Raw genomic sequence first — 11,408 nt, forward strand, 5'->3', positions numbered from 1 at the left:
AGCTTGCCTATCACGCCGCCGAGCTCGCCGCGGCCGGGCAGCCCTGCTTGCGCGAAGTGTCGATGGTCAAGGCGCTGTCGCCCGAGGTGCTGCACGAGGTCGTGCATGGTTGCCTGCAGTTGCACGGCGGCAGCGGCTTCATGCTCGGGACGCCGATCGAGCGCATGGTTCGGGACGCGCGCGTGCTGACCATCGGCGGCGGCGCCACCGAGGTCATGCTGGAAGAAGTCGCGAAGCGGATGTAGCTCGGTCGATCTTGCGGGGAGGAAGGTCAATGCAAAAGGCTCGTTCCGACATCGCGCGGGCGCTCTACGCGGCCCTGGCTGCAGGAAACAGGGAGCAGCTTGAGACTTTGCTCCACCTGGATTTCGTTGGCGAGATCGCGGAGGGAATGCCCTTCGGGATTGGTGGCCGGCACGAGGGCTCTTCTGAGATGCGCCGCAACGGGTGGGGAGCGATCGCCCGGCACTTTGCGGCACGTGCGGAGCCGGAGCGCTTTCTCGAGGTCGGAGAGGCGTGCCTGCTTGTGACAGGCCGGTATCGTGGCGAGGGCAGGCATGGAGGAGCCTCTCTCGACGCCTCTTTTGCGCACCTCATCACGTTTGAGGGTGATCGCATCACGCGCCTCGAGCAATATACCGATACGGCCCGCTGGCATGATGCTGCGAGCCCGTTCAAGACTGTCCTCCTCGACATCGCAGATGGTGTTGCAACGCTTCGGCTAAATCGGCCCGACCAGGGCAACGCCATCAATGAAGAGATGGCCGCGGATCTTGAAGAGGCTTCAACGCGAATTGCCGAGACCGCCGGCTTGCGCGCCGTCCTGATTTCGGGAAACGGACCAAACTTTACCATGGGAGGGGATGTCAATCTCTTTGCCAGCACGCCGTCGGCCGAGCTGCCGGGCAAGCTTCGTCGCATGATCGATGGTTATCATCGCGCCATCGATCGCTTGACGAGCATCGATGCACCAGTCGTTGTGGCGGTGCGCGGCGCCGCGGCCGGAGGCGGATTGGGCCTCCTCTACATTGCGGATATCGTCATTGCGTCCACCGACGCGCGCTTTGCTCTCGGATATGGCGCGTTGGGTTTGACCTCCGACGGTGGCAACACCTGGTTCTTGCCGCGGATGGTTGGCATGCGGCGGGCGCAGGAACTGTTCCTGCTGAACCGCCGATTGTCGGCGCAGGAAGCCTTGGAATTTGGCCTGGTCTCCCGCCTCGTGTCGGACGATTCGGTGGAAGCGGAAGCAATCGCGGTTGCCCGCGAACTGGCGGCGGGGCCGACGCGGGCCTTTGGGGCCATGCGGCGTATGCTGCGGCAGTCCTTTGAAACGAGCCTCGGCGCTCAACTCGAAGCCGAAATGCAATCGATCGTCGACGCGAGCCGCTCCGACGATGCGCGCGAGGGTATCGCCGCCTTCGCAGCCAGGCGTCGGCCCGTCTTTAAAGGCGGATGACCGGGCGCTGCCTCGGCCATCCGCTGGCGGTCATCACTTCACCGGCTTAAAGCTGAGCGTCGCGGTGTCGGCCTGCATGATCTGCAGCTTCTGGTTCGAGAAGCGGATGCCGGGTCCGAAGCTGATCGGAGCCATCACACCGGTCTCGACATTCTTGGTCTTCTCCAACTCGCTGATCGTACAGGCCCAGGTCGGCTGCTTGCCGCAACGTTCGATCGCCGCGATCAGAACCTTGGCCGCGGCATAACCACTCATCGTGTAGCGATTGATCCCCTTGAACTCGGCTTCCGACACAAGCGGCTTTGCTTTCTCGAGGAACGCCTTGCCGGCCTCGCCGGCAAAGGGCTCGACATAGTCCACCGCGAAGATGCCGTCGCCGGCCGGCCCCATCAGCTTGAGCACCGGCTCGATGCGGCCGGGCCAGAAGATGCCCGTCACTGGCTTGACGTTGAGCTTCTCGAGCTCCTTCATCATCGCGATGTTCTCCGCGATGATGCCGCCGGCCAGGAACACTTCGGCGCCGGAATCCTTCAGCTGGAGCATGTCAGACGAGAAATCCTGCTGGCCCTTCTTGTAATTGCCGCTGTAGACGACGTTCAGTTTCTTCGACTTGACCACGGAATCGAAGCCGTCGCGCACCGTGATGCCGTAGTCGTCGTCCTGCGTGATGAGACCCCATTTCTTGCCGGGGTTCTTCTCCGCGAGGTAGTTGACGAGATGGATGATGCCTTCCTCGTAGGACTGGCCGACGACGAATACGTTCTTGCGCGGCGGCTCCCACAACAGCTTGACCGGCGCGACGTCGATCACGGTCGGGATGCCCGACTTCTCGAGTACGGGCATCACGGCGATCGACTGGCCAGAGCCGGACATGCCAAGCATGGCAAAGACCTTGTCGACCTCGATCACCTTCTTGACGCCCTGGATGGTGCGCGCGGTGACGTAGCCGTCATCCTCCAACACGTACTTGATCTTGCGGCCGTTGATACCACCGGCATTGTTGGCTTCCGCGATCGCGATCTTGTGACCGATCGAGGCGGCGACGCCGAGTAGCGCCGGCGGGCCGGTGAGCGGTTCGACATCGCCGATCAGGATCTCGGTATCGGTGATCCCGGGCTCAGCGGCAAATGCACCGCCGCCCGCCAGCAAGGTCGTCGCGAGCAGGATTGACGCGGTAGTCAGATGATTTCTCATTGTCCGTCCTCCCTCCAGTTTTGATCTTCTTTTGTCAGTAACGCAGCGGCCAGTTCACCCATGCGCGCCTGATGTCGTGCCAGGCACCGACCAGCCCGCGCGGTTGGAAGCGTAGGAACAGGATGATGACGAGGCCGTAGAGCATGCTCTTCAGCTCCTGTGCGCCGGTCGTAAACACCGCGTCGAGCTGCGCGCTGAAGAAGCTGAAGACGAGGCGTGCAGCCTCGGGAAGCAAAACGATCAGAACGGTGCCGAGCACGGCGCCGAGCGCCGACCCGAGCCCGCCGACGATCAGGATCGCCAGAGCCTCGATCGACAGCAGGAACGGAAAGCCTTCGACGCTGACGAAGGAGAGATAGATACCGTAGAGAGCACCGGCGAGGCCGGTAATGAAGGCCGACGTGACGAAGGCAAGCAGCTTGTAGGCATGCAGGTTGATGCCCATGACACGGGCCGCGGTGTCGTTGTCGCGGATCGCGACAAAAGCCCGGCCGACCCGGCTGCGGCGAATGTTGAGTGTGGCAAACAGCGTCAGCGTGGCGACGCCAAGGCAAAGGTAAGTGAAGGCTGCGTCGCTGTCGAAGCTGATGCCAAGAATCTCCGGTCGCTGTACGGAGAGGCCGCGGGCGCCATTGGTGAGCCAGCGCATCTCCAGGATTACCGTGTTGATGATGAACGAGAAGGCGAGCGTCGTGATCGCGAGGTAAAGGCCCTTCAGGCGCAGCGACGGCGCACCGACGATCAAGCTGGCCAGCGCCGGCACGAGCCCCGCGCCGAGGAAGCCGATCAGCGGTGGCAGATGATATTTCGCCGTCAGGATGGCATAGGCATAGGCGCCGGTGACGAGGAAGCCGACATGGCCGAGCGAGATCAGACCGGTATAGCCGGTCAGGATGTTGAGGCCGAGCGCGCCGGTCACCGTGATCAGGATAATCATCAGGAACGACAGCGCATAAGCGTTCAAGGCGTAAGGCGCGGCGATCAGCGCCATCAACAACACCGCCGACCACAGCCAAATCGGCGGAGAATCGATCAGGGCGACGAGCTCGCCATAGGTCTGCTTGTAGTCGCCGGTGCGCATCGTCCTAGACCCTCTCGATGTCGCGTTCGCCGAACATGCCGAACGGGCGGATCATCAGCACGACGATGATCATCGCGAAGCCCGCGATTTCCTTCATGCCGGAGCCGAGATAGCCGCCGGCGAGATTTTCGGTGATGCCGATGAGCAGGCCACCGAGGCCGGAGCCGAGAACGGCGTCGAGCCCGCCCAAAATGGTGGCTGGAAACGCCTTGAGCCCGAGCTGGAACATGGCCGGTGACAGATCGTATGAAAGGGCGAAGAACACGCCGCCGATGCCGGCGATGACCGACGAGGCCGCCCAGGCCAACGCGTGAACGCGGCTGGCGCTGATGCCCATCAGCAAGGCGGTGCGATCGTCGGCCGCGACCGCGCGCATCGCGATCCCCATCTTGCTGTAGCGGAAGAACGCCCAGATCGCCGTCAGCAGCGCCAGCAACGTCGCAATGACAGCTATCTGGCCAGTGCGGACGCCGATGCCGCCGAAGCGAACGATGTCGCGACCCATTCCGACGTCCAAGCCGTGCGGATAGGCGTCCCAGATGAAGTTGATCGCCGAGCGCAGGATCACCGCCAGCCCGATGGTCACCATCACGGTCGCGAACACCGGCTCGCCCAACATCGGCCGCATCACGACGCGCTCGATGATCAGGCCGAGCAGGATCGCGGCGAGGATGGCGCCGAACGCGACCACGACGACATTCCCGTTGACGCTGGTCGAGATGGTCCAGGCGATATAGGCGGTGATCATGGTCATCTCGCCTTGCGCGAAATTGACCAGCCCGGTCGATTTGTAGATGACGGCAAAGCCCATCGCGATCAGGCCGTAGATCGCGCCGATTGCGAGACCCGAGATCAAAAGCTGCAGGAGATACTGCATTCAGCCCTCCGCCGGATAGATGATGGCGAGCTCGCGCGCAAACTTCTTCTCGATCATGGCGCGGCGCACCTTTTGCGTGGCGGTCAGCTCGCCGTCGTCATGGTCGAGCTCCTTCTCCAGGATGGCGAACCGCCTGACGTTCTCGACCCGGGCAAAGCGCTTGTTGGTCTCGCCAACGATGCGCTCCACCAGCTCGTGCACTTCGGGGAGCTGCGACAGCGATTTGTAGTTGGTGTAGGCCAGCGCCCGGTCGCGCGCCCAACGGCCGACATTGTCGTAGTCGATTTGGATGATGGCGCCGAGATACTTCTTGGCCTCGCCGACCACGATGGCCTCCTTGACGAATTCGGAATCCTTCAGCGCGTTCTCGATCTCGGAGGGTGCGATGTTCTTTCCACCCGCGGTGATGATGATGGCCTTCTTGCGGTCGACCACGGCGATCTCGCCATTGTCGAGCACCTCGACGATGTCGCCGGTGCGCAGCCAGCCGCCGTTCTCGAGCGAAGCCGTCGAGGCCTTTTCGTCGAGGAAGTAGCCCTTGAACACACCAGGATTGCGCAGCAGGATCTCGCCGTCGTCATCGAGCTTCCACTCGGTCCGCGGAAGCGGCAGGCCGCAGCCACCGATCCGGTGGTGGCTCGCCGACTGGACGAAGGCGACGCCGCCGCTTTCGGTGAGCCCATAGCCCTGCGAGACCGGTCGGCCGATAATGTCGAAAAAGCGCAGGGTCTCAGGCGAGATCGATGCGCCTGCGCAGAGCCGATGACGGCTATAGGCGAAGCCGAGGTGACGCTGCAGATTCCGGAACATCAGGAGATAGAGTAGGCCGTAAGCGGCCCGATCGATGAAGCTTTGCTTGCCTGCCTGCCTGCGGTCGGAAAGCGAGCGACCCCAGGTGAGGCAAGCCCTGGTCAGGCCTTGCCGCAGCCTTCCGCTTTCGCCGAGCCGAAACAGAAAGCCCTGTTGCAGCTTCTCGTAGATGCGCGGTACGCCGACGAAGAAAGTCGGCGCGATCTCGCGGATATTGGTGGCGACGGTGTCGATCGATTCGGCAAAGCTCACCGTGCCGCCGAGCACCAGATGCGTCACCATGCCGTAGCAGCGCTCTGCGACGTGGCACAGCGGCAGATAGCTGACGGCCTCGAACGGCCTATCCGCGATGCCGACAGCTTCGGCGTAAGTGTAGGCGGCGTAGACGAGATTGCGATGTGTCAGCATCGCGCCCTTGGGCGGGCCGGTTGTGCCGGAAGTGTAGACCAGGATGCAGACGTCGTCGGGCGCGCCTTGCGAGATCAGGCGGTCGAGTGCCGCGTTCGCGTCCGGAGTCTCACGCGCATGGGCAAAGCCGCGCTGGCACAGGGTCTCGAACGACATCAGCGCCGACTGTCGGTAGTGCCGCAGGCCCTTCATGTCGATGCAGACGATGGCCTCGACATCGGGCAGTCCGCCATTGTTGGCCATGGCGTCCAGCACTTTATCGGTCTGCTCCTGGTCGCCGGTGACGACAACACGGGCGCCGGAATGCTTGACGATATATTGCAGCTCGACCCAGGGATTGGTCGGATAGATGCCGACGGTCACGGCCCCGATCATCTGCGCGCCGAGATCGGCGTAAAACCATTCCGGCGTATTCTCGCCGGCGATGGCGATGCGATCGCCGGCCTTGATGCCGAGCGACAGCAGGCCTAACGCCACGGCACGCGCCGTCTCGTAATAGTGGCGCCAGGAGTAAGGGTTCCAGATGCCGTAATCCTTTTCGCGCAAGGCCCGTGCCTCGCCATGCACGGCGGCACGGTGTCTCAGCATCTGCGGAATGGTGATGGCACCATCCCGGAGCGAGGCACGAAAGGTCGCCACATCACTTGCGGGCGCGCTGCGGGTGGCGGCCGCCTGGAGCGGCGGAAGCGCGGAGCGGAGGCTGTCGAGCGTCGACATCACGATCCCGCCTGTGCAATTGCGCCGGGACGTTTGCCGCCGAGATAGGCTTCGGCGACGGCTGGATGGTGTCTGATCTCGTCGGGTGTGCCTTCGGCAATCTTGCGGCCAAAATTGAGCACGTGGACGCGGTCGGAGATGTCCATGACGATCCGCATCTCATGCTCGATCATCAGTACGGTGATGCCGAGCTCGTCCCGTATGTCGAGCACGAAACGGGCGATGTCCTCCGTCTCCTCCTGGTTCATGCCCGAGACCATCTCGTCGAGCAGCAGGATCTTGGGCTCCGAAGCGAGCGCGCGCGCAAGCTCGACGCGCTTCTGCTGGCCGTAGGACAGCGTCCCGACGACGGCGTCTCTGACATGCTCGATCTCGAGGAATTCGATGATGTGCTCGACCCGTTGCCGCGCCGCGATCTCCTCGCTGCGGCTACGGCCAAAGAAGATGACGGCATCAAGCACGTTGGAACGTAGATGGGTGTGGCGGCCGGTCAGGATGTTCTCGACCACGGTACCGTGCTTGAACAGGGCGAGGTTCTGGAAGGTGCGGCCGATCCCGGCGGCGGCAAACCGCCAGGGCGAGATGGTTGAAACGTCGACCCCGTCGAATACGATCAGACCGCCGCTCGGCCGCAGCACGCCGGATATCATGTTGAACAGGGTGGTCTTGCCAGCGCCGTTCGGGCCGATCACGCTGCAGATCTCGCCGGGCGCGACCGTGAGGCTGACGTCGGCGATGGCCTGGAGGCCGCCGAAACGCTTGCTGAGGTTTTCGACCTTAAGGAGCGCGGTCACGACAGCCACCGCTTGCGACGCTTGTAGTGTTTGACCTCGCGCAAGCTTTTGCGGCCGGCCGAGGAGACGCCGAGGTAGAATTCCTGGACATCCTCATTGGCCGTGAGCTTCCTGGCGGTGCCGTCGAGCACGACGCGCCCCGTTTCGAGAATGTAGCCATAATCGGCGATATCGAGCGCACGCTGCGCGTTCTGCTCGACCAGCAGCACCGTCATCTTCAATTCGTCGCGCAGGCGGGCGATCACCTCGTAGATGCGGTCGATGATCAGCGGCGCGAGCCCCAGCGACGGCTCGTCGAGTGCGAGCAGGACCGGATCGGTCATGAGTGCGCGGCCGATCGCGAGCATCTGCTGTTCCCCGCCGGACATGTAGCCGGCGATCTGGTCGCGCCGTTCGTAGAGTCGCGGAAACAACGTGAATACCTTTTCGCGACGCTCGCGCGCCTCCGCACCGGTCCTCGTGTAGCCTCCCATCTGGAGATTTTCGTCGATCGTCAGCGCAGCAAAGACACGACGGCCCTCGGGTACTTGCACGATGCCGCGGCGTACCAGCTCGTCGGGCCGGAGCTGATGCACGTCCTCGCCACCGAAGCGGATGCTGCCGTTCTCGATCACGCCCTCCTCGGTGTAGAGGATGCCGGACATGGCTTTGAGCAGCGTTGACTTGCCGGCGCCGTTGGAGCCGAGCAGGGCGACGATGCCGCCTTCGGGCACCGCAATCGAGACGTCGCGAATGGCTTCGATCGCGTTGTCGTAGACGATGCGGATGTTGCGGAATTCCAGCAGGCAATCCGGCGCGGGCATCGCTTGCGTCGCGGGGGAGGAGGTCGGGGTTCGGATCGTGGTCGGCATCGGTCAGATCCGGCTCGCCTGGGCCGCGGGCGGCCGCGTTGCGAGGATGGCGTCGGTCACGATCTTCGCCGTCTCGGCGCAGGCCTGCGTGCCGCCATTGCCATATTGCTTGACCGCATCGCCGACGCACCACAGGCCCTCGATGCCGGTCTCGCGCGGCAGGTCATAGCCGGCGCAGCTCCGTTGCGCCGGCCAGTCGTCGCGCATCACGCGGATGGAGAGGAGTTTGGCCTGATCGAAATTGCTGAATTGTTCGCGGAGATCCGTCAGTGCAAGCGCGATCTCGGCATCGGAGTCGAACTCGCCGAGCGCGGGAACCGGCACGGCATAGGCAACATAGAGATGCCAGCCGGGCGGCGCGAGCTCGGGGCAAGTGGCGGAGAGGTTCGCCATGTTGCACAACCGGCGCGTCTTGCCGAACGTCACGATGCCGGGGTGGTTCAGCAGCGGCTCGCGGCTCGCGACATTGATGACGATGTTGGCGGCCGGACGGAGGTCGTTCCTGACCCGGGTGACATAATCAGCGGGGAAGGCGGCTTCGCCGGCAAGCGCGACGGTTGCCTTCGGCCCGGCATTGCTGACGACGAGATCGGTGTCGATCCGCGTCGGCTTGCCGTCCCGGAGCAGGGTCACGCCGCTCACTTGTCCGTCCGCCGTGTGGATTTGGGTAGCCGGTGTGCTGAGCCAGACCTCGCCATTGCGCCTGACCGCCGTCGCAAGGCTGTTCCAGACGCCGACCGTTCCCTCCGGGCAGAAGCCGAACTTCTTGAAGGCGCCCTTGCTGGTAAAATAGGTGAGGAAGGCGCGAGCCGGCAGTTCGGCGGCGTTGCAGGCGAAGATCGCAGCACAAAGATTGCGGAAGAGCGCATGCACGGTGGCGTTGCTGGTGTAGCCCTTCAGCCAGTCCTCGGTGGATTGCCGGCCATCGGGCAGATTGCCTGAGCGGGCGTCGGCAAATTTCTCGAGGATGCGGGAGGCCTGCTTGGTCAGTTGCCCGAGCAGGAGCGACCAGCCGCCGCGGCCGACATCGATCAGCTTGCCGTCGATGAAGAAGGAGCTTGCCGGCTCCGGCGCGCGAATGTTGAGCGGGGCGCCGACGGTGCGAAACGTCTCCTCGAACACGCCACCGAACTCGATCGCGATCGCGCCGATATTGATCTTGAAGCCGTCGATCTCCTCGGTTGAGGCGCGGCCGCCTAGCCTGTCGTGATCATCGACCAGGACCGTGTAGAGCCCGGCATGCGCCAGCCGCGCCGCAGCGCACAGGCCGCCGGCGCCGGCCCCGATCACGACAGCATCGACCTTCCGACTGTCCACGCACAACCTCCCTGATGCCGCTGGGTTGGTCCCGCGTGCCTGAATTGCTTGCCTGACGAGATAGGACGATATTATAATCCGACCGGCCGTTCAAATTATTTTTTGATCTGGATCAAACTTTCGGCGCCGCGGCTAGAGTTCTGGTGGACTTGTGTCCACAAGCTGAGCGCGATGGCCGAAGCGGTTGTATAGAGGAGCGGAAGTCGCCGGATTCGGTGGCGTTCGTCTTGAGCGAGAGAGGCCGATGGCGCGGACGCGCTCTGAGAACTACGACGACATCCACCGCGGAATCATCGTGGCGGCCCGCGGCCTGTTCGCCGAACACGGCTATATGCGTGCCTCGATCGCCGATCTCGCCGAAGCCTGCAAGCTGTCCCGCGGCGCGCTGTATCACTACTTCGAATCGAAGGAAGCGATCCTGTTCGCAATTCTGGACGAGCACGTACGCCAGATGATTGCGGACGTCGAGAACGCGATCGCAAGGCATGAATCGACGGCCGATCAGTTCCGGGCAGCGATCCGCGCCATCGTCGATCTCAACGCGCGTTCGCCGCAAGAACAACGCCTGATCCTCAACGATCTGACGTTCCTCTCTGAAGACGATCAACAGACGATCAAGTCTCTTGAGCGCCAGATTGTCGATCTGGTTTCCGGCCTGCTTCTCCAGCTCGACAATCAGGGGAAGATCGTCAAGCGGACGCGGAAGGTCTACGCCATGATGCTCTTTGGCACGCTGAACTTCAGCCATACCTGGTATGATCCCAAGGGAGGGATTGGACCGGCCGAGTTCGCGGACATGATCGTGGATCAATTCCTGTATGGGATCGCGAGTCCCGTTGTGTCACGGCATCCCGCGACGTCCGCGCGCTCTGCCAAGTCAGCCTCGTAAAACTCCGGCTTTTACGCCGCGTCTGGCTTCTCACAGCCGTCCACGCAACTCGCGCTTGAGGACTTGCCGGCATCGGAAGGCGGGAGGCTATGACGCCGACGAGTTTCGGCGTCCACACGGTACTTTGTATCTCAAGTACGCCCACCGGCTACAGCTGGGATATTTCAGGAAAGCAGCTCTGCGCACGCCGACCGTGATTCGGCTCGTGCCTTCGCCATCCTCAAAGCGTCTCAGACCCAGCCGCCATCCGATCGGCTATTTTACAGCGTACGAGCCGCTCACTGCCGCGGTCTAGTTTTCAGCGCAGCCTATGAGCTGTCCGCATTTCACCCTACCCAGAAGCGCGACGTGGTCTCTGAATCGCGGCAGGAGGCCCACCACGTGGAAATCAGCTACGTCCTTCCAGGAAACTTTGTCCTTGATGCCGAGAGTCCTCTTCAGCTTGGTCGAGATTATCAGACGGAAGTCGTACCATCCCATGGATGCGGCATGAATCGCATTGCCAAAGGTCAACTGTGTCGTAATGCCGAAATCGGCGTTTCCCTGCTCGACAAGATTGACCACGCTCGAAGCAGTGCCGTCGCGGACATATAGCAGAACGTGCGGGTAGGCTTTGCCGAATGAAGACAGAATATCGGGCAGGACTGACGCGGTAATTGTTGCGACCATGGCAACGGTCAGAGTGCCCGACTGGCCTTTCACCGAGCGAGCAGCTTCTTCCAGGCTGGCATCCAGGTCGGACAACAGCCCTGGCGGCGTTGCGCGAACCGGCCACCGAGGAGCGCTTCAAGGAGTTTGGCGTGAAGATCAGCCCGACGTCCACCCCCGCGGAGTATGCGAAGTTCGTGGCGGCAAGCCATGACTCTTGGGTGACGATTGTCGAAGCAAACAAGAAGAAGGCACCTTCCAGGGCGGCAAAACGGCTTACGATCGTCATTCCTGCGCTGAACGAGCAGGACAAGATCGCCGACACCATCGAGGGCGTGTTGCCGCTTGCCCGCGAGTTGCTCG

Annotated in this window: 11 protein-coding genes and 1 pseudogene; 4 read left to right on the forward strand and 8 right to left on the reverse strand. The window is 62.9% G+C overall.

The genetic code is table 11. From position 1 onward, the window contains the following. Both MOV75_RS13265 and MOV75_RS13270 read left to right on the forward strand, forming a co-directional pair. Window positions 1–245 (forward strand): acyl-CoA dehydrogenase family protein (locus tag MOV75_RS13265; protein WP_258719590.1); only part of this gene is annotated, 245 nt, incomplete at its 5' end. A 29-nt stretch (window positions 246–274) separates the two neighbouring features. Beyond that, window positions 275–1,459, forward strand: coding sequence for an enoyl-CoA hydratase-related protein (locus MOV75_RS13270; protein ID WP_246925557.1), 1,185 nt, complete (start codon window positions 275–277; stop codon window positions 1,457–1,459). A 33-nt stretch (window positions 1,460–1,492) separates the two neighbouring features. Here the strand turns inward: MOV75_RS13270 and MOV75_RS13275 are convergent, their stop codons facing one another. Genes MOV75_RS13275 through MOV75_RS13305 form a run of 7 tightly spaced genes read right to left on the reverse strand, consistent with a single transcriptional unit; the run spans window position 1,493 to window position 9,508 of the window. Beyond that, window positions 1,493–2,653 carry an ABC transporter substrate-binding protein gene (locus MOV75_RS13275; RefSeq protein ID WP_246925559.1) on the reverse strand — a complete coding sequence of 387 codons (1,161 nt, stop codon included), beginning with the start codon at window positions 2,651–2,653 and terminating at the stop codon, window positions 1,493–1,495. A 34-nt stretch (window positions 2,654–2,687) separates the two neighbouring features. Continuing rightward, window positions 2,688–3,734: a branched-chain amino acid ABC transporter permease gene (locus tag MOV75_RS13280; RefSeq protein WP_246925562.1), complete on the reverse strand. Its 1,047-nt coding sequence runs from the start codon at window positions 3,732–3,734 to the stop codon at window positions 2,688–2,690. 4 nt (window positions 3,735–3,738) lie between these two features. Then, window positions 3,739–4,611 carry a branched-chain amino acid ABC transporter permease gene (locus tag MOV75_RS13285; protein ID WP_246925565.1) on the reverse strand — a complete coding sequence of 291 codons (873 nt, stop codon included), beginning with the start codon at window positions 4,609–4,611 and terminating at the stop codon, window positions 3,739–3,741. Continuing rightward, window positions 4,612–6,546: a long-chain fatty acid--CoA ligase gene (locus MOV75_RS13290; protein WP_246925569.1), complete on the reverse strand. Its 1,935-nt coding sequence runs from the start codon at window positions 6,544–6,546 to the stop codon at window positions 4,612–4,614. Continuing rightward, on the reverse strand, window positions 6,546–7,340 hold the full coding sequence (locus MOV75_RS13295; RefSeq protein ID WP_246925571.1) for an ABC transporter ATP-binding protein: 795 nt from the start codon (window positions 7,338–7,340) through the stop codon (window positions 6,546–6,548). Before MOV75_RS13295 ends, MOV75_RS13290 begins: the two co-directional genes overlap by 1 nt. Then, window positions 7,337–8,191, reverse strand: coding sequence for an ABC transporter ATP-binding protein (locus MOV75_RS13300; RefSeq protein ID WP_246925573.1), 855 nt, complete (start codon window positions 8,189–8,191; stop codon window positions 7,337–7,339). The genes MOV75_RS13295 and MOV75_RS13300 overlap by 4 nt, the downstream gene beginning before the upstream one ends. A 3-nt stretch (window positions 8,192–8,194) precedes the next feature. Further along, window positions 8,195–9,508, reverse strand: a complete 1,314-nt coding sequence (locus tag MOV75_RS13305; protein ID WP_246925575.1) for an NAD(P)/FAD-dependent oxidoreductase — start codon at window positions 9,506–9,508, stop codon at window positions 8,195–8,197. Between the two features lie 244 nt (window positions 9,509–9,752). Between MOV75_RS13305 and MOV75_RS13310 the strand changes: the two genes are divergently transcribed. Then, window positions 9,753–10,397 (forward strand): TetR/AcrR family transcriptional regulator, encoded by a 645-nt coding sequence (locus tag MOV75_RS13310; protein WP_246925577.1) that lies wholly within the window; start codon window positions 9,753–9,755, stop codon window positions 10,395–10,397. A gap of 291 nt (window positions 10,398–10,688) precedes the next feature. On the opposite strand, the gene MOV75_RS13315 is transcribed toward MOV75_RS13310, so the two are convergent. Further along, window positions 10,689–11,141: a LysR family transcriptional regulator substrate-binding protein gene (locus MOV75_RS13315; protein WP_246925579.1), complete on the reverse strand. Its 453-nt coding sequence runs from the start codon at window positions 11,139–11,141 to the stop codon at window positions 10,689–10,691. Between the two features lie 56 nt (window positions 11,142–11,197). On the opposite strand from MOV75_RS13315, the pseudogene MOV75_RS13320 reads away from it, so the two are divergent. Next, window positions 11,198–11,408 (forward strand): annotated as a pseudogene (locus MOV75_RS13320) (hypothetical protein); the annotation flags it as partial.

Source organism: Bradyrhizobium sp. PRIMUS42, from assembly GCF_023006515.1.
GTDB lineage: Bacteria > Pseudomonadota > Alphaproteobacteria > Rhizobiales > Xanthobacteraceae > Bradyrhizobium.

Coding starts and splice junctions, on each gene's coding strand:
- MOV75_RS13270 (WP_246925557.1), top strand. CDS start 275: ATGCAAAAGGCTCGTTCCGACATCGCGCGGGCGCTCTACGCGGCCCTG.
- MOV75_RS13275 (WP_246925559.1), bottom strand. CDS start 2,653: ATGAGAAATCATCTGACTACCGCGTCAATCCTGCTCGCGACGACCTTG.
- MOV75_RS13280 (WP_246925562.1), bottom strand. CDS start 3,734: ATGCGCACCGGCGACTACAAGCAGACCTATGGCGAGCTCGTCGCCCTG.
- MOV75_RS13285 (WP_246925565.1), bottom strand. CDS start 4,611: ATGCAGTATCTCCTGCAGCTTTTGATCTCGGGTCTCGCAATCGGCGCG.
- MOV75_RS13290 (WP_246925569.1), bottom strand. CDS start 6,546: ATGTCGACGCTCGACAGCCTCCGCTCCGCGCTTCCGCCGCTCCAGGCG.
- MOV75_RS13300 (WP_246925573.1), bottom strand. CDS start 8,191: ATGCCGACCACGATCCGAACCCCGACCTCCTCCCCCGCGACGCAAGCG.
- MOV75_RS13310 (WP_246925577.1), top strand. CDS start 9,753: ATGGCGCGGACGCGCTCTGAGAACTACGACGACATCCACCGCGGAATC.